This window comes from Rhizobium sp. R634 (genome assembly GCF_002211305.1).
GTDB lineage: Bacteria > Pseudomonadota > Alphaproteobacteria > Rhizobiales > Rhizobiaceae > Rhizobium.
On record NZ_LOKW01000027.1, the window covers coordinates 158,827 to 178,223 of the forward strand.

The 19,397-nt window shown below is 62.2% G+C and carries 15 protein-coding genes; 11 read left to right on the forward strand and 4 right to left on the reverse strand.

Going from position 1 to position 19,397, the window contains the following annotated elements:
- Nucleotides 1-164: 164 nt before the first annotated feature.
- A complete protein-coding gene (locus tag ATY77_RS28285) occupies nucleotides 165-1,496 on the reverse strand; it encodes an MFS transporter (RefSeq protein ID WP_088689804.1) in 1,332 nt (443 codons plus the stop codon).
- A gap of 377 nt (nucleotides 1,497-1,873) precedes the next feature.
- Between ATY77_RS28285 and cyoA the strand changes: the two genes are divergently transcribed.
- The 6 genes from cyoA to ATY77_RS28315 all read left to right on the forward strand — a co-directional run bounded on the left by cyoA (nucleotide 1,874) and on the right by ATY77_RS28315 (nucleotide 8,206).
- On the forward strand, nucleotides 1,874-3,061 hold the full coding sequence (cyoA, locus tag ATY77_RS28290) for a ubiquinol oxidase subunit II (RefSeq protein WP_088689805.1): 1,188 nt from the start codon (nucleotides 1,874-1,876) through the stop codon (nucleotides 3,059-3,061).
- 42 nt (nucleotides 3,062-3,103) lie between these two features.
- Nucleotides 3,104-5,107: a cytochrome o ubiquinol oxidase subunit I gene (cyoB, locus tag ATY77_RS28295; RefSeq protein WP_088689806.1), complete on the forward strand. Its 2,004-nt coding sequence runs from the start codon at nucleotides 3,104-3,106 to the stop codon at nucleotides 5,105-5,107.
- A 4-nt stretch (nucleotides 5,108-5,111) separates the two neighbouring features.
- Entirely contained in the window at nucleotides 5,112-5,732 is a 621-nt protein-coding gene (gene cyoC / locus ATY77_RS28300) for a cytochrome o ubiquinol oxidase subunit III (protein WP_088689807.1), read from the forward strand.
- Nucleotides 5,729-6,130, forward strand: a complete 402-nt coding sequence (cyoD, locus tag ATY77_RS28305; protein ID WP_088689808.1) for a cytochrome o ubiquinol oxidase subunit IV — start codon at nucleotides 5,729-5,731, stop codon at nucleotides 6,128-6,130. The genes cyoC and cyoD overlap by 4 nt, the downstream gene beginning before the upstream one ends.
- A 44-nt stretch (nucleotides 6,131-6,174) precedes the next feature.
- Entirely contained in the window at nucleotides 6,175-6,933 is a 759-nt protein-coding gene (locus ATY77_RS28310; RefSeq protein WP_088689983.1) for an SURF1 family protein, read from the forward strand.
- 109 nt (nucleotides 6,934-7,042) lie between these two features.
- Entirely contained in the window at nucleotides 7,043-8,206 is a 1,164-nt protein-coding gene (locus tag ATY77_RS28315; protein ID WP_088689809.1) for an acyltransferase, read from the forward strand.
- 83 nt (nucleotides 8,207-8,289) lie between these two features.
- Here the strand turns inward: ATY77_RS28315 and ATY77_RS28320 are convergent, their stop codons facing one another.
- From ATY77_RS28320 to ATY77_RS28330, 3 genes are all read right to left on the reverse strand, one after another.
- Nucleotides 8,290-10,218 carry a PAS domain-containing sensor histidine kinase gene (locus tag ATY77_RS28320; protein ID WP_088689810.1) on the reverse strand — a complete coding sequence of 643 codons (1,929 nt, stop codon included), beginning with the start codon at nucleotides 10,216-10,218 and terminating at the stop codon, nucleotides 8,290-8,292.
- Nucleotides 10,219-10,287: 69 nt separating this feature from the next.
- Nucleotides 10,288-11,694 (reverse strand): FAD/NAD(P)-binding protein, encoded by a 1,407-nt coding sequence (locus tag ATY77_RS28325; RefSeq protein ID WP_088689811.1) that lies wholly within the window; start codon nucleotides 11,692-11,694, stop codon nucleotides 10,288-10,290.
- Between the two features lie 277 nt (nucleotides 11,695-11,971).
- Nucleotides 11,972-12,589 carry a flavodoxin family protein gene (locus tag ATY77_RS28330; RefSeq protein ID WP_088689812.1) on the reverse strand — a complete coding sequence of 206 codons (618 nt, stop codon included), beginning with the start codon at nucleotides 12,587-12,589 and terminating at the stop codon, nucleotides 11,972-11,974.
- A 276-nt stretch (nucleotides 12,590-12,865) separates the two neighbouring features.
- Between ATY77_RS28330 and ATY77_RS28335 the strand changes: the two genes are divergently transcribed.
- From ATY77_RS28335 to ATY77_RS28355, 5 genes are all read left to right on the forward strand, one after another.
- Nucleotides 12,866-14,674 carry an ABC transporter ATP-binding protein gene (locus tag ATY77_RS28335; protein WP_088689984.1) on the forward strand — a complete coding sequence of 603 codons (1,809 nt, stop codon included), beginning with the start codon at nucleotides 12,866-12,868 and terminating at the stop codon, nucleotides 14,672-14,674.
- A gap of 23 nt (nucleotides 14,675-14,697) precedes the next feature.
- Nucleotides 14,698-16,593 (forward strand): ABC transporter ATP-binding protein, encoded by a 1,896-nt coding sequence (locus ATY77_RS28340; protein WP_088689813.1) that lies wholly within the window; start codon nucleotides 14,698-14,700, stop codon nucleotides 16,591-16,593.
- Between the two features lie 105 nt (nucleotides 16,594-16,698).
- Complete coding sequence (locus ATY77_RS28345; RefSeq protein ID WP_088689814.1) at nucleotides 16,699-16,995, forward strand: hypothetical protein; 297 nt, start codon at nucleotides 16,699-16,701, stop codon at nucleotides 16,993-16,995.
- A 185-nt stretch (nucleotides 16,996-17,180) separates the two neighbouring features.
- Nucleotides 17,181-18,221 carry a LacI family DNA-binding transcriptional regulator gene (locus tag ATY77_RS28350; protein WP_088689815.1) on the forward strand — a complete coding sequence of 347 codons (1,041 nt, stop codon included), beginning with the start codon at nucleotides 17,181-17,183 and terminating at the stop codon, nucleotides 18,219-18,221.
- Between the two features lie 107 nt (nucleotides 18,222-18,328).
- Nucleotides 18,329-19,366 carry a LacI family DNA-binding transcriptional regulator gene (locus tag ATY77_RS28355; RefSeq protein WP_088689816.1) on the forward strand — a complete coding sequence of 346 codons (1,038 nt, stop codon included), beginning with the start codon at nucleotides 18,329-18,331 and terminating at the stop codon, nucleotides 19,364-19,366.
- The last annotated feature ends 31 nt before the right edge of the window (nucleotides 19,367-19,397 follow it).

Genomic DNA, 19,397 nt, shown 5'->3' on the forward strand with positions numbered 1-19,397 from the left:
ACTGGAATTCGCGCCGATGACTGCCCCTCACCCCGTAAACGGGGCGAGGGGACTTGCCATGCGAAACGGCGGCGGGGAACGGAGAGACTGCGGCCTATCCCCTTCGCCCCGCAAGCGGGGAGAAGGTGCCGGCAGGCGGATGAGGGGCTCTGGGTCAAGCCCGTCTATTCGCGCTGTTCCAGCGCCTTACTGAAGGCGAGCGCGGCCAGCGTGCAGATGGCGCCCGAGAGCAGGTAATAACCGACGAAGGTCAGGCCGAAGCGGCTGGAGAGGCTGAGCGCCACCAGCGGTGCGAAGCCGGCGCCGATCAGCCAGGCGAGATCCGAGGTGAAGGCAGCGCCGGTATAGCGATAGCCGCGGCCGAAGCGCGACGAGATCGAGCCCGTCGCCTGGCCGAAGGACAGGCCGAGCACGCCGAAGCCGATAATGACGAAGGCGTCGTGGCCACTGTTGCCGGAGGCGATCAGGATCGGCCCGACGAAGCTGAAGGCCGCGATGATGACGGCGCAGATGGCAAGCTGGGCGCGCCGGCCGATACGGTCGGCGATCAGGCCCGACGTGATGATGGCGACGACGCCGACCATGGCGCCGATCACCTGCACCACCATGAAGGCGCCGATCGGCTGATCGCCGTAAAGGCTCATCCAGCCGAGCGGGAAGATGGTGACGAGGTGGAACATGGCGAAGCTCGCGAGCGGCACGAAGGCGCCGATCAGAATATCGCGGCCGTGAATGCGCAACACATCCAGGATCGGCGCCGCTTCCAGTTCGTGCTGCTCCAGCAGCGTCCCGAATTCCTTGGTCATGACAAGGCGCAAACGTGCAAAGAGCGCCACGACATTGATCGCAAAGGCGACGAAGAACGGATAACGCCAGCCCCAGGAGAGGAAATCCTCACTGGAAAGATTGGCGACGAAATAGCCGAACAGGATGCTTGCCAGTGCAAAGCCGATCGGCGCGCCGAGCTGCGGGATCATCGCATACCAGCCGCGATGATTGGCCGGCGCATTGAGGGCGAGCAGCGAGGCAAGACCGTCCCAGGCGCCGCCGAGCGCGAAACCCTGGCCGAGACGGAAGAGCGCCAGCAGCGCAATCGACCAGACGCCGATCTCGTTGTAGCCCGGCAGGAAGGCGATGGAGGCGGTGGAACCGCCGAGAAGGAAGAGCGCGATCGTCAGCTTCGTGCCGCGTCCGTACATCCGGTCGATGGTCATGAAGACGACGGAGCCGACGGGGCGAGCCAGGAAGGCGAGCGAGAAGACGGCGAAGGAATAGAGCGTGGCCGTCAGCCTGTCCGGCGCGAAGGGGAACACCAGCTGTGGAAAAACCAGGACGGAGGCGAGGCCATAGACGAAGAAATCGAAAAACTCCGACATGCGCCCGATCACCACGCCGATGGCGATGCTGCCCGGGGACACCGGCTTGTCGTCGTGAATGCGCCGCGCGTCGCGTTCCAGCGACGACGACGACGGTCCGTATTGTGATGCTGTTGCCATGAAACGCCTCCTCGTTAAGGCGCTTCCGGCAAGGCGCCTCAGCCTGATCTTGATCAAACCCGCAGGCTTATCAAGCCCGTCAGATGTAAATAGTTCATCATCACGGCTGAAAATCAGGCTGAGGCGAAAAATAGCGCGGCCGGCCGGCTATTTTTCCCGGGGAAAGCTGGCCTGTCCTGTGCTTGCGGATATATTGATCGCAACGACCCCGCGCCCATGAAAATCCTTTCTGTTTTCATCAGGATTTCAAGGCGGTAGCTTAATATAATTTCTGCCGCAGTGCGGCATGCATGCTGCACTGCGACCTTCCGCCTCATGTCGCTATCGGGTTCAGTGCTTTAGTCGCGGAACAAACGAAACAACAAGAGCTTAGAGACGTGCCAAAACTCGCGAAGTTTTCCCGCCTTCTATCCGTCTTGCCGCTGCTTCTCCTGGCAGGATGCAATATGGTGGTCATGGCGCCTTCCGGCGACATCGCCGCGCAGCAGCGCGATCTCATCGTCATCTCGACGGTGCTGATGCTGCTGATCATTGTCCCGGTGATTTTCCTCACGCTGTTTTTCGCCTGGCGCTATCGGCGCTCGAATACGGCGGCGACCTACGCGCCGGAATGGCATCACTCCACACGTCTCGAAATCGTGATCTGGTCGGCACCGCTTGCCATCATCATTGCGCTTGGCGCGGTCACCTGGATTTCCACGCATAAGCTCGACCCCTACCGGCCGCTCGACCGGCTCGACGCCGAGCGCGCCATTCCGGCAGACGCCAAACCGCTGATCGTCGAGGTCGTGGCGCTCGACTGGAAGTGGCTGTTCTTCTATCCCGAGCTCGGCATTGCGACCGTCAACGAACTCGCTGCCCCGGTCGACGTGCCGATCAATTTCAAGATCACTGCCTCCTCGGTGATGAATTCCTTCTACATCCCTGCCCTTGCCGGCCAGATCTATGCCATGCCCGGCATGGAGACGAAGCTGCATGCCGTCATCAACAAAGAAGGCGAATATGAGGGCTTCTCGGCCAATTACAGCGGCGCAGGCTTCTCCCATATGCGCTTCAAGTTCCATGGCCTCAACCGCGAAGGTTTCGACGCCTGGGTGGCGCAGGTCAAGCAGCAGGGCACGATGCTGAACCGCGACGCCTATCTGAAGCTCGAGAAGCCGAGCGAGAAGGAACCGGTGCGCTACTACGCCGGCGCCGATGCCGACCTCTACAACGCCATTCTCAATATGTGCGCCACGCCGGGCAAGATGTGCATGAACGAGATGATGCATATCGACATGATGGGCGGCGCCGGCAAGGAAAGCGCGGAGAACCGCGAGAAGCTGCAATATGACAACCGCCATGCCGGCGAAGGCATCGTAGCGCCTGCGGCCACCGTGCCGGCGACCGGTGCTCCCGCGAGAGCCGAGCCGCCTCGCAATTCCGATGGCAGCAGCATGCAGCACGACATGCCCGGCATGCAAAGCACGCCTGGCATGCAGGACATGCAGCATGAGGGTCATTCCATGCCCGGCATGAGCAATGGCGCCGATCCGGCGCCGGCGCAGCTCAACAACAACAATTAACCTGGCGCTTTGCGTCGCAAGACATAATGAACGGGTTGTTCCATGTTTTCCAATCCTGACCTCCTGAAGTTCATCTTCGGCCGGTTGACCCTCGATGCCATCCCCTATCACGAGCCGATCCAGGTCGTGACCTTCATCGGTGTCGTCATCGGCGGCCTCGCGCTGCTCGGCGTCATCACCTATTTCAAGTTCTGGGGTCCGCTCTGGCGCGACTGGATCTGCAGCGTCGATCACAAGAAGATCGGCATCATGTATGTGATCCTGGCGGTCATCATGCTGTTGCGCGGTTTCTCCGACGCGATCCTGATGCGCGTCCAGCAGGCGATCGCCTTCAACGGTTCGGAGGGCTACCTGCCGCCGCACCACTACGACCAGATCTTCACCGCCCACGGCGTCATCATGATCTTCTTCGTGGCGATGCCCTTCGTCACCGGCCTGATGAACTTCGTGGTGCCGCTGCAGATCGGCGCGCGCGACGTCTCCTTCCCATTCCTGAATAACTTCTCCTTCTGGATGACGACGGCCGGCGCGATCATCATCATGCTGTCGCTGTTCATTGGCGAATTCGCCCAGACCGGCTGGCTCGCCTACCCACCGCTGTCGGGCGCCGCCTACAGTCCTGGGGTCGGCGTCGACTATTATATCTGGGGTCTGCAGGTGGCCGGTGTCGGAACGACGCTTTCGGGCATCAATCTGATCGCCACCATCGTCAAGATGCGCGCACCGGGCATGACTTTCATGAAGATGCCGGTCTTCACCTGGACGGCGCTCTGCACCAACGTGCTGATCGTCGCCTCCTTCCCGATCTTGACGGCAACGCTCGTTCTGTTGTCGCTCGACCGCTATGCCGGGACGAACTTCTTCACCAACGACCTCGGCGGCAATCCGATGATGTACATCAACCTCATCTGGATCTGGGGCCATCCGGAGGTCTACATCCTCGTGCTGCCGGCCTTCGGCATCTTCTCGGAAGTCGTCGCCACCTTCTCCGGCAAACGCCTCTTCGGCTACGCCTCCATGGTCTACGCCACCTGCGTGATCATGATCCTGTCCTATATCGTCTGGCTGCACCACTTCTTCACGATGGGCTCGGGCGCTTCCGTCAACTCGTTCTTCGGCATCACCACGATGATTATCTCCATCCCGACGGGGGCGAAGATATTCAACTGGCTCTTCACCATGTATCGCGGCCGCATCCGCTACGAGGTGCCGATGCTGTGGACGGTCGGCTTCATGGTGACCTTCGTCATCGGCGGCATGACCGGCGTCATGCTGGCGGTTCCTCCCGCCGATTTCGTGCTGCACAATTCGCTTTTCCTCATCGCCCACTTCCACAACGTCATCATCGGCGGCGTGCTCTTCGGCATGTTCGCCGGCGTGAACTACTGGTTCCCCAAAGCCTTCGGCTTCAAGCTCGATCCCTTCTGGGGCAAGATGAGCTTCTGGTTCTGGCAGATCGGCTTCTGGTTCGCCTTCATGCCGCTCTATGTGCTCGGCCTGATGGGCGTTACCCGCCGCATGAGCCAGTTCGAGGATCCGTCGCTGCAGATCTGGTTCATCATCGCCGCCTTTGGCGTCGGCCTGATCGCGCTCGGCATCGCCGCCTTCCTGATCCAGATCGTCGTCAGCTTCATGAAGCGCGAAGAGTTGCGCGACGACAGCGGTGACCCCTGGGACGGCCGCACGCTGGAATGGTCGACCTCATCGCCGCCGCCGGATTACAACTTCGCCTTCACGCCTGTCGTGCACGATCATGACAGCTGGTACGACATGAAGCGACGCGGCTACGAACGTCCGCTCGGCGGCTTCAAGCCGATCCACATGCCTAGGAATACCGGCACCGGCGCGATCCTGTCGGCCATCAGCGTCGCACTCGCCTTCGGCCTGATCTGGTACATGTGGTGGTTGGTCGTCGTCTCCTTCGTCGCCCTGATCGTCGTGGCGATCGGCCACACCTTCAATTACAAGCGCGACTTCTACATTCCCGCCGAAGACGTCATCGAAACGGAAGGCAAGCGCACGACGCTGCTTGCCGAGCAGGTGTAAGACCATGAGCGATCACACTGTCGACACGGCCGAAAAGCCTGAATTCTACCTGACGGAAGATCATCATCCGGAGAACAGCACCAATCTCGGCTTCTGGCTCTACCTGATGAGCGACTGCCTGATCTTCGCGGTGCTGTTTGCGACGCACGGCGTGCTCGGCCGCAATTATGCCGCCGGGCCGTCGCCCGCCGATCTCTTCGATCTGCCGATCGTCGCGCTGAACACGTCGATGCTGCTCTTCTCCTCCATCACCTATGGCTTCGCCATGCTGCAGATGGAGCGGAACGCAAAGGCGGAAACGCTGTTCTGGCTCGCCGTAACCGGCTTGTTCGGCGCAGCCTTCATCGGGCTCGAACTCTATGAGTTCATCCACCTGATCCATGAAGGCGCCGGGCCGACGCGCAGCGCCTTCCTCTCCTCCTTCTTCACCCTGGTCGGCACGCACGGGCTGCACGTCACCTTCGGCATCATCTGGCTGGTCACGCTGATGGTGCAGGTATCGATGCACGGCTTGATCGAGGCCAACCGCCGCCGCCTGATGTGCCTTTCGATGTTCTGGCACTTCCTCGACGTCGTCTGGATCGGCGTCTTTTCCTTCGTCTATCTCTTGGGAGTTCTCGGATGAGTTCGCAAGCACCCGCACATGAGGATGCCGACGAGGCCCATCACGGCCACAGCCACGGCCATCAGGCCGGCCACGGCACCTTCCGCAGCTATATGACGGGCTTCGTGCTCTCCGTCATCCTGACCGCCATTCCCTTCTGGCTTGTGATGTCGGGCGTGATCGCCAGCCCAGCGCTGACGGCGGTGCTGGTGATGGGCCTCGGCGCCATCCAGATCGTCGTCCACATGGTTTTCTTCCTGCATATGAACCCCAGGAGCGAGGGCGGCTGGACGATGATGGCGCTGATCTTCACCATCATCATCGTTGCCATCGCGCTGTCGGGCTCCCTCTGGGTCATGCACCATCTCAACACGAACATGATGCCGATGAGCCCCGAGATGATGAAGAACATGCCGTGATTTGCAAAAGGGCGGCGGCAACGCCGCCCTTGGCGGTTCTGCACATGAGCAAGGCTCTCCAGGAAACATCGGAAAGACGGCGTTCGCCGGCAAAAGTCGCGATCTTCTGCCTCTGCCTGGCGCTGCTGGCCGCGGCACTCGCCGCACTCGGCACATGGCAGGTGCAGCGCCTCGCCTGGAAGCGCGACCTCATCGCCCGCGTCGACGAGCGGGTGCATGCGGCGCCGGTGCCCGCCCCGGCGGCCGCCGACTGGGGCAAAATCAATGCCGCCGACGACGAATACCGGCGGATGACGGCAACCGGGACCTTGGCGAACGACAGGGAAACGCTGGTCTATGCCTCGACAGCGCTCGGCCCGGGCTACTGGGTGATGACGCCGCTGATGCTTGCCGACGGAACAGCCGTTCTCATCAATCGCGGTTTCGTGCCGACCGACAGGCGCGATGCGGCCTCGCGCCGCGAAGGCGAATTGCCGGGCCAGGTCGAGATCACCGGGCTTCTGAGGATGACCGAGCCAAAGGGTTCGCTGCTGCAAGCCAACAATATTGCCGCCGACCGCTGGTATTCGCGCGATGTCGCGGCAATCGCGCAGAAACGCGGCATCAACGCGGTCGCACCCTATTTCATCGATGCGGACGCTACACCCAATCCCGGCGGCCTGCCCGTTGGCGGCCTCACGGTCATCCATTTTCCAAACAACCATCTCGTCTATGCGGTCACGTGGTACGGGCTGACAGCGATGGTACTGGCATTGCTGGTGTTCATCCTTCGCGGCGAGATCGGAAGGGGCCGCCGCGAATAAGACGAGCTCCGGCTGCTGTCGCACCGCAATGGCTTCAGCGCAGCGGATTAATCTCTTGTAAAGCGATGTCCGCTACTGCTTGCCTGTCCAGAATATACAAAAGCTGCACATGAGCCGGCCGGATTACATCCCCAGTCTTGATGGCCTGCGCGGTGTCGCCGCGCTTCTGGTCGTTCAAGCGCATATCGGCCTTGTCTTTCCGAGCACAGCCCAGCATTTGATGACGATGGGCAGCGAGGCTGTCGGCTTGTTCTTTGCCCTCAGCGGCTTTCTGATGGCCCATCTCTACGGTTCACGGCCGGTGACCCGGGAAAACGTCCTGGATTTCCTTGTGAGCCGCTTTGCCCGCATCTATCCGGTCTACCTTGTCGCCGTCCTGCTCGTGGCGATGCTGTCCGGCATACAGGGTCTGAACTTCGTCCAGCCGATCACAGGCGGCACGGACTTTGTGCGCCATGCCTTTCTGCTGGGCTCGAGCGGCGTTTTCTGGTCGATCCCGCCGGAAATTCAATTCTACCTGCTCTTCCCGGTCCTATGGCTCTGCCTGGCCCGCCCGGACCGCTATAGCAGCCTGATCGCAGCCTTTGCGGTGGCTGTCGTCGTGGATGGTCTGCTTGAGTTGCCGGGGCCTGGAATCCTGCTCGTTTCCAAGCTCCCTTACTTTCTTTTCGGCGCGCTGGCCGGGAAGCTGCATTCCTATGGGGACAGATGGACGCCATCCGCCCTCACGGGAATTTTCACTCTCGTCCTTCTGGTGGTGTTCTTCACCTATAGGCATCTCCTGGCGAATTTTTCCCCCGAATTTTGGGGCCTGGAGAGCGCGCTCGCCGCAGCCGTCATTGTGGCGCTGGTCGCGCGGCAAGCTCCTATCGCATCCCATATCCTGGCGGCTGCACCCGTGAGGTTTCTAGGGGCGATCAGCTTCTCGCTCTATCTTTTCCACGTCCCGATCATGTTCCTCGTCCACCGGGCCTTTGAAACTCTGATGCCCGAACCGGCGCTCATCGCGGCAGCGTCTCTCGTTGCAGTCGGAGGAGCATGGTTCCTCCATGAGACGATAGAGGTCCCGAGCCGGCGCCTGCTCGTCACCTTCTGGCAGCATCACCGGTGGCGCCTGGTCGCGAGGGGAACTCCGGCTGCGAGGATCGAACAGGCGATCCTCGACCTTCAAGAGACCGAAAAGCGCCTTCTCAACGGCGCATCTTCAGTCACGACCGAGGAAACCGGCCGCACGCTCATCCAGGACGGCGGCGATGGGAAGCTTCGCGCATAACGTAGCGGCTCTCCAGCGTTCCGGAGCCGTTCGAAAGCCGCCTGCAATCGAGCGCGGGCCGTCGCTCACCTCATTCACGTTCCTTAGGAAGCGACCCGATTGATCGCCTCGGCGAGCTGAGCCTGCGAGAAAGGCTTGCCGAGGCGCGGCAGGTTTATCATGCCGGCGCCTTCCGGAAGCTCGGCGTAACCGGTCGCAAGGATGATCGGCATCTCCGGCCACTCCTCGCGGATCGCCTGGGCGAGCTGGGCACCCGTCATGCGCGGCATGGCGTGGTCGCAGATCACCAGGTCGACCGGCTCCTTGCGCAGGATGTCGAGCGCCTCTGCCCCCGCCATTGCTTCGAGGACGGTATGGCCGAGATCTTCCAGCATCAACGTCGTATTCATCAGGACCAGACCGTCGTCATCAACGGCGAGAACGCGCAGCCGGTCGGTCACGTCCTGCTGCCGTTGCGGCGGCTCGGCATTGGCTTCCATCGCCTGATCGGCCGCCACGACCGGGAACCACAATTCCGCCGTCGTGCCTTCGCCGGGCGTGCTCTTCAGAAAGAGACAGCCGCCGGACTGGGTCGCGAGGCCCTGCACCATGGAAAGGCCGAGGCCAGTGCCCTTGCCGACGCCCTTGGTGGTGAAGAAGGGTGTCACGGCCTGGTCCAGGGTCTTGGCATCCATGCCCTCGCCCTCGTCGATTACGGCGATCCTGATATAGCGGCCGGGCGACAGAGGCCTCTTGCCTGACGCCACCGCCTCCTCGGAAGCGCGAAGCGTGATCCTGCCGCCGGACGGCATGGCGTCGCGAGCGTTGACGACGAGATTGAGGATCGCCATCTCCAGCTGGTTCGGGTCGGTCAGGATCGTCGGCAGCCTGACGGGGAAAGAGGTCTCGATCATGGTGAGGGGGCCGAGCGAGCGGCTCAGCATATCCATCATGCCACGCACAAGGCCGGAAACGTCGATCGGCTCCACATGCAGCTCCTGCCGGCGGGAGAAGGCAAGCATGCGCTGCGTCAAAGCCGCTCCGCGCTGAGCGCCCTGCATGGCGTTATCGACCAGCGATGTCAGCGCAAGATCCTGCGGCATGCGTTTCCTCAGGATTTCGAGACTGCCTGATATAGCCATCAGCAGATTGTTGAAATCATGGGCGATGCCGCCGGTCAATTGACCGATCGCCTCCATTTTCTGTGACTGGAACAGCTCTTCGCGCGCCTGCTCCAGTGCCTTCTGCGTTTCCATTTTTTCGGTGATGTCACGGGTGATCTTCGCAAAGCCAACCACCTGGCCGTCATCGTCCCGGATAACGTCGATCACGACGCTGGCCCAGAAGCGGGTCCCATCCTTGCGGACGCGCCAGCCCTCCCTTTCGAACCGGCCTTCGGCACGCGCGACGCTCAGCGCAGTTTCGGGCACGCCGGCCGCCTTGTCTTCAGCCGTATAAAAGGTCGAGAAATGCCGGCCGATGATTTCCTCAGGCCGATAGCCCTTGATGCGCTCGGCGCCGAAATTCCAGCTGCTGACATTGCCCTCGGGGTCGAGCATGTAGATCGCGTAGTCCGAAACGCCCTGGATCAGCCGGCGGAATTGTTCCTCGCTCTGGCGGATGGCGTTTTCGGCAGCCCTGCGCTCGGTCAGGTCGCGGGTGATCTTGGCAAAGCCGATGAGTTCGCCGGAAGGGTGGCGGATTGGGTCGATGATCACATGAGCCCAGAAGCGGGTGCCATCCTTGCGCTGGCGCCAGCCCTCCCCTTCGAAGCGGCCGGTCTCCGCCGCGGTCGCGAGAGCCCGCTCCGGAACGCCTGCGGCGCGGTCCTCTTCCGGATAGAAACGGGAAAAATGATCTCCCAGTATTTCGGAAGGCTTGTAGCCTTTGAAGCGCTGCGCCCCGGTATTCCAACTGGTGACGATGCCTTCGGGGCTGAGCATATAGATGGCGTAGTCGGTGATGGCATCGACCAAAAGGCGAAAACGTCCCTCTTCGGTAAGAGACGTGTCATGTCGATCCAGCACTTCCATCTGCCCCTCTGCGTTACCAGCGCACATAACGCAGCCGCAGGCGAATGGTTCCGGAAAGATCAGACTTTTTCAGACGGCCTTGACCTGCGGATAGAACCGTTCGCCCACCCGCTCGGCGGCGGCATAGGCCTGCGAGACGATTTCTGGCACGAGATCGATGTCGGGCAGGCTGCCAAGGCCAAGGGGGCCGACGGCAAAGAGACCGGCGACCGTCGAACCATCCTCGAGGAAAGGCTCGCCATGCGCATTGACCGCAAGCCCGAGGGAGAGCTCATCCGGCATGGCGAGGCCTGCGGAAAGCAGGCTCTGCATCAGCGGCGCCGATAGATCCGGTGCCTGGCAGCGGCAATCGATGACACGCTCGGCATGAATGACCTCTTCGGCCGAGGCGCCGGCCGGCGTGAAGAACAGCCCGCTCAGCCCCTGGCGGCCGGCCCGGCCGCGGCGCAGCAGTGTGCGGCCTTCGGCAAGCTCGCGTTTCAGCCGCAGGTGCATGGCCTCCGGCAGGCGGTTGCGATGGCTGTCGTAGATTGCGCGCAAATGGCGGTTGAACTGATGCTTCTCGCGTGCCGGCAATGAGCGCCAGAGCGAGCGGGCATGTTTCCGCAAGCCGTTCATCACCGATTGCCAGCTTCGGCCTTGCTCTTCCGCCTCGCGGCAGGCCTGGCGGATGAAGCGCACGATGTCGGCCAGGCTCTCAGGCAGCGCCTCGGCGGGAAAGACCGGATCGGCGGAATTCGGCGTGTGGCTCTGCGGCAGGAAGCCGCGCCGGGAAATGATCGTCGCTTGGCCGGCATAGCCGGAATCGCGCAGCTGCAGCAGCTGGTCGACGACGCGGATGCCGCTGCCGAGCAACACGGTGTGCGGCCGCGCGACGAGGCGCTGGGCACGGACCGGCGACGGCTCCTGTTCGCCGGCATCCCTGCCGCTCATACCGTAGCCGGTTGCGAGGATCACGGTATCGAACAGCGGATTGGCGGGATTGGCGCTTTCGAGCAGGAAGCGGTTGCCGTGGCTCCTGCGGATCGCCACGACAGGATCGCTGCAAACCTGGACGGTAATGTCACGGCGGGCGGCAAGCGCTTCCGAAAAGCGCTGGTAGACATAATCGCTGAAGATCTCCTTCGGCACGAAGATCTGCCGGAAGCCGGGAATGGCAGCCGGCACGGCGGCACGAAAGGCAGCGTTGCTACAAAGCCAGTCGTTGAAATCGTCGTTGTCGCCGAGCGAAACCGAAAGATCGCGCACGCGGGTATTGAGGATCGTGGAAGAGCGGGCTGAAGACAGGGCCTGGCCGCCGCTCACCGACGAATTCGGGTCGAACAGCTGGAGATGGAAGGGCGTGCGCACCGTCCTCATCAGCGCTATCGCCGTCATCATTCCGGAAAAGCCGCGCCCAACGATCGCAATGCGCGGCACGGCCGATATTTGCGCCGCCGCATTGGCTTTCGCGGAAAATAGTCCCTGAACCGTCATCGCAACTCCTTTGCGGTTTATCCGCACCGTGTGTCGATCGAGGTTTCAACGCATAGATACCGGCCACGCGTTGATGAGGTTCATGCGGCCATTCGCAAACATCTGCCGCAGGATCGGGTCCGCTCAGCGGCCCGCAAGGGGAATAAGGGGAGCAGTTAGACCCGCCCATAGTCTATCAAACTAGTCGTGTATGAAAGCGCTAAAAGCCGAATGTGGCAAGGGGTTTTATGGTTCTGGTTATTAAGATATTGGAACGAAAGAATATTTGCTGCCGACGTCAGCCGCTTTCGCCGGGATATTGCTTCGCTTTCAGAAGGTCCGCCAGATGCGCGGTGTTGCGCGCCAGCATGTCAACGGCTTTCGTCACGACCTCGGGCACCTTGTCAAGATCGACGAAATTGGTGGATCCCATCGCCTCGCCGACCCAGTAGGCGACGGCATTCGCCGGAATGGTGAAACCGACATCGTTCAGCGCCTGGTAGATCTCGGCCGACACATGGTGGGCGCCATCCTCGTTGCCGACGACGGCAACGGCGGCGACCCTGCCGTAGGAGACCATGCGGCCCTGATCGTCGGTCTCATCGAGGAAGGCGTCCATGCGCTCCAGCGCCCGCTTGCAGACGCTGGAGGGCTGGCCGAGCCAGATCGGCGTTGCCATCAGCAGGATATCGGCCTCCAGCAGCTTCGCGCGAATATCAGGCCAATCGTCGCCCTCGCCTTCGTCAGACGTGACGCCCGGCTTGATGTTGAAATCGGCAAGCCGGATCACTTCGGTCACAACGCCGTGCTTCGACAGCGCCTTGTCGATGAGGCCGATCATCCGCTCGGTCGAGGAAGCCTCCTTGGCGTCGCCGGTCTTCAGCGTGGAATTGAGAGCGAGGGCTTTCAGCGGCATGGTTCTCTCCCGGTAACGGCTGTCTGACAGGGGTTTGCCTGCTGCAACCCGCCCGCGCAGCGATTGTTCCCGCCGCCATGCGAGGAGGCCTCACGTAAAAATAACCAGATGGTGAATTCTTTACTTGAACCCCCAAATGGAATCGGCAAAAGTGACGGTGCTATCAATCCCTTCATGGATTTGCCGTCTTTTCGGGCCAGCGTCCGAACACACATCTATTGGAAAAATACCGTGAGCAGCGATGCGTTCAGACGCGCCGCGAAGCCTTCGGCTTCGATGGCGCTTGCAACTGCGGCAGGCTGGGGCCGAGGCCTCTATACACTGGTCCGCATCACCGTGATGGCCTTCCGTCACCCTTGGCAGGCCGGCCTTGCCATCGGCGCCACGCTGATCGCCTCCACCTTCCAGCTTCTGATCCCGCGTCTTCTCGGCCAGGCCGTCGACCATACGCAGGTGGCACTTCACGGCGGCACGGTCGGGCAGCAGGCGCAGGATGCGCTGCTGACGACGGCGCTGCTTCTGCTCGGCGCCAGCGTGCTGCGCGGCATCTTCACCATGGTGCAGAACTATTTCAGTGAATCCGTCGGCCACCACATGGGCTACGAGCTGCGGCTCGCCTGCTACGAAAAGATCCAGCGCCTCTCCTTCAGCTTTCATGACACCGTGCATTCCGGCGACCTGATCACCGTCGGCCTGCTCGATCTCGAAGGCGTGCGCATGTATTTTTCCACCGCGCTCGTGCGCGTCTTCCTGCTTTCGATGCTGATCGGCATCGGCGCTTACATGCTGTTGTCGACCGACGTGGTGCTCGGCCTGCTGGCGCTTTCCTTCGTCCCTTTCGTCGGCTGGCGTTCGTCGGTCACCCAGCTTCGCCTGCGCGCCACCTGGCTCGACCTGCAGCAGCGGCTTTCGGTGCTGACCCGCATCATGGAAGAAAATCTCGGCGGCATCCGCGTCGTGCGCGCCTTCGCGGCGCAGGAGCATGAACTCTCGAAATTCGATCAGGCTTCGAAGAACGCGCTGGAGCTTGCCCATCAGCGCGTCGGAATCCGCGTCACCAATACCAGCGCCATGACCTTTTCCTTCTTTGCGTCCATGGGTCTCGTGCTGTGGGTCGGCGGCGGCAAGGTGCTCTCCGGCGAGATTACCGTCGGTACGCTTGCCTCCTTCCTTACCTTCATGACCATCCTGCAGATGCCGGTGCGCCAGCTCGGCCTGATGGTCAACGCCTTCGCCCGCGCCTCGACCTGCGGTACGCGCCTCTTCGATCTTCTGGATCTGGAGATCGCCGTGCGCGATGCGCCGGATGCCAAGGAGTTGACGGTAACGGACGGCACGCTGCGCTTCGAGAATGTCAGTTTCGCCTATCCGAGCGCGCCGGCGCGTGAGGTGCTGCACGATGTCAGCTTCGAGGCGAAGCGCGGCGAAACGATCGGCATCGTCGGCCCGCCCGGCAGCGGCAAATCGACGCTCGCGCATCTCATCCCGCGCTTCTACGACGCCACCGCAGGCAAGATCACCATCGACGGGCAGGATATCCGCAAGGCAACGCTGCGGTCGCTGCGCCGCTCCGTCGCCGTCGTCCAGCAGGATTCCTTCCTTTTCACCACGACGATCGAAAACAACATCGCCTATGGTGACCCCTGGGCAAAGGAAAGCCGCATCGAGCGCGCCAGCGAAAGCGCGCAGCTCCACAATTATGTGCTCGGCCTGCCCACAGGCTACGGCACGGTCGTCGGCGAACGCGGCGTCTCGCTCTCAGGCGGTCAGCGTCAGCGGCTGTCGATCGCCCGCGCGCTGATGCTCAAACCCGCCGTCATGGTTTTCGATGATTCCACCGCGGCGATCGACGCGGCCACGGAACAGCGGATCCGCAGCGCCATGCGCCGCTACGCCGCCGACCGCGTGACGATCATCGTCGCCCATCGCTTGAGTTCGCTGATGCATGCCGACAGGATCTTCTTCATCGAGGACGGCCGCATCGTCGAACAGGGCACCCATGACGAGCTGCTTTCGCTCGGCGGGCGGTACAAGGCGCTTTACGATTTGCAGGTGCGGCCGGGCGACGACGCTTTAAGCGCGTAAGAAACCGGCGCTGGAGGAAATTGATGGCCGAGGAACTGGAAACCGAACGCTCCGACGTTCACGAGGATGGCAGGCGGCCGCCGAGGGCGGTCGTCGGGTCGCATCGCATCGAAGAGGAAATCTTCGGCAAGGTCTTTGATTCCAACATCGTCAAGCGCATCTGGGCCTTCGTGCATCCCTACCGGCGCGATGTCGTGCTGTCGGTCGTTTCGGTGCTTATTTTCACCGGCATGCAGCTCATGATCCCGCTGATCATCCGCTACGCCATCGACCACGGCATGCAGCCCGGCGGCAGCCATTCGGCGCTGACTTGGGCGATCGTCGCCTTCCTGATCGCCATCCTCATCAACTACGGCGCCAGCTACTGGCAGGAAATGCTGGTCGGCGGCGTCGCCGAAAACGTGCTCTTCGATATCCGCAAGGCGATGTTCTCGCATCTCCAGCGCGTTTCGCTTTCCTTCATGGACAAGACGGAGGTCGGCCGGCTGATGTCGCGCCTGCAGGGCGACGTCAATTCGATGCAGGAATTTCTGGAAACCTGCGTGCTTTCCGTCGGCGACATCTTCCTGCTCTTCGGCATCGTCTTCGTGATGCTCTATCTCGACTTCAAGCTGGGGCTGCTGACGCTTTCCGCACTGCCGGTGCTGTTCGTCGTGCGCCTGTTCTGGCTGCCGCTGGCGCGCAAGTCCTTCATGGCCGCGCATGAAACGAACTCGGTGGCGAACGGCGCGCTCGCCGAGGCGATCCATGGCGTGCGCGCCGTCCAGAGTATGGATAGGCAGGAGGTCAACTTTCAACTCTATGACGACAAGGCGCATGCCAACCTCAAGACGCATCTGACGGCGGCGCGTTATGCCCAGATCATGGTGCCGATCGTCGATTCGCTGACCGGCATCGCCATGGCGCTCGTCATCGTCGTCGGTGGCGCGCGCGTCCTGAACCAGGCGCTCGATGTCGGCGTGCTCGTCGCCTTCCTCTTCTATATCCAGCGCTTCTTCGACCCGATCCGTTCACTGACGCTGCAATATTCCGTCATGCAGCGCGCCATGGCCTCGGGCCAGCGTTTGACCGACGTGCTCGACGTGCCGATCGAGATCCAGGACGCGCCCGACGCCAAGGTGCTGTCGGCCGAGATGGACGGCTCGGTGGAGTTTCGCGATGTCGTTTTCGGTTACAATCCCAAACATCCCGTGCTGAAGCACGTCAGCTTCAAGGTGAACCCCGGCGAGACGGTTGCCCTCGTCGGCCCGACCGGATCGGGCAAATCGAGCTGCATGTCGCTGATCCACCGCTTCTACGAGGTGCAGCAGGGGCAGGTGCTGGTCGGCGGGCATGACGTGCGCGCGCTGACGCAGGATTCGCTCGGGGCGCAGATCGCCATGGTGCTGCAGGAACCTTTCCTCTTCACCGGCACCGTCTTCGAGAACATCCGCTACCACAAGGCGGAAGCGACGCGCGAGCAGGTGATCGAAGCCGCCAAGGCCGTCGGCGCGCATGACTTCATCATGCGCATGGCGGAAGGCTATGACAGCATGCTCGGCGAGCGCGGCGGCAATCTTTCGCTCGGCCAGCGCCAGCTCCTCTCTTTCGCCCGCGCGCTGGTGGCGGATGCGAAGATCCTCGTACTCGACGAGGCGACGGCCAATATCGACAGCTATACGGAGATGCTGATCCAGAAGGCCCTGGTGAAGCTGCTCGAAAACCGCACCGGTCTCGTCATCGCCCACCGCCTTGCCACCATCCGCGAGGCCGACCGCATCATCGTGCTGCAGAACGGCGAAATCATCGAAAGCGGCAATCACCGTCAATTGATGAAGAACGGCAAGCTTTATTCCAGGCTCTATAACCTCAATTACGCGTCCTTCGACGATATTCCCGAAGAGGTTTTGGAAGAGACGACGGCGGAATCGGCGACCTAAAGCGGATGGCATGCATTAACGCATGTTGCAAAGTTTGAACGAACAAACGACTTGCTGCCGCATTTCTCTCCTATCCGGAGGCGATTGCCACTGAGGAGAAATGTTATGAAGAGAATTATGAGCAGCCTGTTGATCGCGACGGCCCTTGTTGGATCGGCTATTCAGCCTGCTGCCGCGCGTGACCGTCATCACCATGATGACACCGGCCGCATTATCGCCGGCGGCGTTGCCGCAGGTGTCGTCGGCGGTCTGATCGGCGGGGCGATCGCCAATGGCGGCCCGCGCTATGTCGATGGCCCCCGTTATGTCGAACCCGCGCCGAGGTGCTGGTATGAGGACCGCGATGTCCGCAATCGCTATGACGGCGGCTATCACACCGAAACCGTCCGCGTCTGCGAATAACCGGATTTCCAGGAGCGGCGCGCGCTGATTTTTGGCCGGCGCCGCTCTCGGCAGTTCTCCGCAATGACGTTGGCTGCCCTTTGCGCCAGTTCAGCTTGTCCTGCGATTTTCCCCTTTTTCCAAAATCTTGCCGGCAGGCCGCCGCCTGTCATCCAGCTGTCAGAGTCGACCAATAGCTGAGGGCCATGAATGATGGTCCAGTGAACGGCTCCAAAACGCCGAAGAAAGAACGCATGCGCTTCGTCAGCGCCGAGCAGGTGGCGCAATTGGCGGGCGTGTCGCGCTCCGCCGTCTCGCGCACCTTCACGCCGGGCGCAAGCGTCGCTCCGGCAACGCGCGAAAAGGTGCTGCGGGCAGCTGACGAACTCGGCTACCACGTCAACGACCTGGCTCGCGGCGTGCTCGCCAATCAGAGCCGCCTCGTCGGCATCGTCGCGACACGGCCGGAAGTCGGCTTTCGCGCCCATCTGGCCGCCGCCCTTGCCAAATTCCTGATCCGGCGCGGCAGCATTCCGATCCTCATCAATACCGGCCAGACGGAAGACGAACTGCTCGCCGCCCAGAAGATGCTGATCGGCCACCGCGCCGAGGCGATCATCATCCTGTCCGGCTCGCCGCCGGCAAGTTTCCTCGAACTCGCCCAGCGAAACGGCCAGCCGCTCGTCGTCATTGGCCGTTCGGAGCCCGACGCCGATCATGTGCGCGCAGGCAACTCCGAAGCCTCGCGCAAGGCGGCGACGGGCTTTTACGAAAGCGGCCGGCGACGGCTGGCGGTCATCGGCTCCAACTCGAAAACGCCTGCTATCGTCGAGCGCGAAAGCGCCTTCCTTGCGGCGGCCGAGTCGCTCGGCGCATCGGTTACCGTCGCCCGCGGCGGGGATTCCGACTACGAGGGCGGCGTCACCGCCGGCCGGGCGCTGTTTTCGGAAAGAACAAAGCCTGAAGCCGTCTTCTGCGCCAACGACCTGATCGCCTTCGGGCTGATGGATGTCGCGCGCCTGGAAGCAGGGCTGCGCGCTCCGGAGGATCTTGCGGTCATCGGCTTCGACGACGTTCCGGAAGCCTCCTGGCTGAGCTACCAGCTAACCACCTTCCGCCAGGATCCGCTGACCATGGCGCAGCGCGCCGTCGAGCTGATGGAGCGGCGGCTTGAAAATCCGGATGCGCCGCCGGCTTACGAGCGTGTCATTCCGGAACTCGTCATCCGCCGGAGCTTCGAGCCCTAACCCCTCCCCCGCTTTTCGCAGGCGCAATCCTGTGGCAAGAAGGGCGTGACGCTGAGATCGAAGTGTTACAGCGTCTTTGGCGAGGCAAGGGAGGAAGATCGCTGCAGATGAAGGGAATCCGACAGCTCGCCGAGCATCTCGACATTTCGATCGGGACCGTATCCCGCGCGCTGAACGGCAAGCCCGACGTCAACGACGAAACGCGCCGGCGCGTGCTCGCCGCCGCCGAAGAACTCGGCTATGTCGCCAACCAGTCGGGCCGCAGCCTTCGCCAGGGCATGACAAACGTCATCGGGCTGATGCTGGAGGTCAGCCGCGAGACGGTCGAAAACAGCGACGACTTCTTCCTTGGCGTCACCGACGGGCTGCAGAGCGTCTTCTCCCGCCACAAGCTCGATCTGGTCATGCTGCCTTGCCCCGATGACGAGGATCCGCATGAATATCTGAAGCGTATGGTGGCGCGCCGGCTGGTCGACGCGATGATCATTTCGGCGACCCGGCGCACCGACCGGCGCATCGAGCTCCTGGAAAAGGCGCGCATTCCCTTCGTGGCGCTCGGCCGCAGCGCATCCGGCGGCAGCTATACCTGGATGGATCTCGACTTCGAAGGGGTGGCGGCGCGCGGCGTCGACCGGCTGGTCGCGAAGGGCCACCGGCGGATCGCGGTGGCCGCCCCCTCCTCCGATATCAACCTCGGCTATATTTTCCTCGACAGCTACCGCGAGGCGCTGAAACGACACGATATTCCCTTCGACCCCGCCCTCGTCATCCGCGTCAAGTCGAGCGAACAGGGCGGCTATCAGGCCGGCCACGAACTGCTGATGATCGAAGACCGGCCGACCGCGATCATCTTGATCCACGAATTGATGGCGATCGGGCTTTACCGGCGGCTTGCAGAGGCCGGCATCGTGCCGGGGCGCGATCTTGCCGTCCTGGGGTTCCGCGAGGAGCCGCGCACGCATTTCCTGCAGCCGACGCTGACATCCTTCCGCATGTCGTTGCGCGATCTCGGCGTGCAGCTCGGCGAAACCCTGCTTGCCACCATGCCGGCCTATGCGGAACACTATCCGCAAGGCGCCCGCAACAGGATCTGGCCGCTGGAACTCATTCCCGGCGAAAGCGACGCTTTCACGCTGACGCGTTGACGCCTTAGACCCGGCTCGGCGCTGCCTGCTC

What these genes read in the sequence shown, in the direction of transcription:
- ATY77_RS28285 (WP_088689804.1), bottom strand. Translation starts at nt 1,496, where the DNA reads ATGGCAACAGCATCACAATACGGACCGTCGTCGTCGTCGCTGGAACGC.
- cyoB (WP_088689806.1), top strand. Translation starts at nt 3,104, where the DNA reads ATGTTTTCCAATCCTGACCTCCTGAAGTTCATCTTCGGCCGGTTGACC.
- cyoC (WP_088689807.1), top strand. Translation starts at nt 5,112, where the DNA reads ATGAGCGATCACACTGTCGACACGGCCGAAAAGCCTGAATTCTACCTG.
- cyoD (WP_088689808.1), top strand. Translation starts at nt 5,729, where the DNA reads ATGAGTTCGCAAGCACCCGCACATGAGGATGCCGACGAGGCCCATCAC.
- ATY77_RS28310 (WP_088689983.1), top strand. Translation starts at nt 6,175, where the DNA reads ATGAGCAAGGCTCTCCAGGAAACATCGGAAAGACGGCGTTCGCCGGCA.
- ATY77_RS28315 (WP_088689809.1), top strand. Translation starts at nt 7,043, where the DNA reads ATGAGCCGGCCGGATTACATCCCCAGTCTTGATGGCCTGCGCGGTGTC.
- ATY77_RS28320 (WP_088689810.1), bottom strand. Translation starts at nt 10,218, where the DNA reads ATGGAAGTGCTGGATCGACATGACACGTCTCTTACCGAAGAGGGACGT.
- ATY77_RS28325 (WP_088689811.1), bottom strand. Translation starts at nt 11,694, where the DNA reads ATGACGGTTCAGGGACTATTTTCCGCGAAAGCCAATGCGGCGGCGCAA.
- ATY77_RS28330 (WP_088689812.1), bottom strand. Translation starts at nt 12,589, where the DNA reads ATGCCGCTGAAAGCCCTCGCTCTCAATTCCACGCTGAAGACCGGCGAC.
- ATY77_RS28335 (WP_088689984.1), top strand. Translation starts at nt 12,866, where the DNA reads ATGGCGCTTGCAACTGCGGCAGGCTGGGGCCGAGGCCTCTATACACTG.
- ATY77_RS28340 (WP_088689813.1), top strand. Translation starts at nt 14,698, where the DNA reads ATGGCCGAGGAACTGGAAACCGAACGCTCCGACGTTCACGAGGATGGC.
- ATY77_RS28345 (WP_088689814.1), top strand. Translation starts at nt 16,699, where the DNA reads ATGAAGAGAATTATGAGCAGCCTGTTGATCGCGACGGCCCTTGTTGGA.
- ATY77_RS28350 (WP_088689815.1), top strand. Translation starts at nt 17,181, where the DNA reads ATGAATGATGGTCCAGTGAACGGCTCCAAAACGCCGAAGAAAGAACGC.
- ATY77_RS28355 (WP_088689816.1), top strand. Translation starts at nt 18,329, where the DNA reads ATGAAGGGAATCCGACAGCTCGCCGAGCATCTCGACATTTCGATCGGG.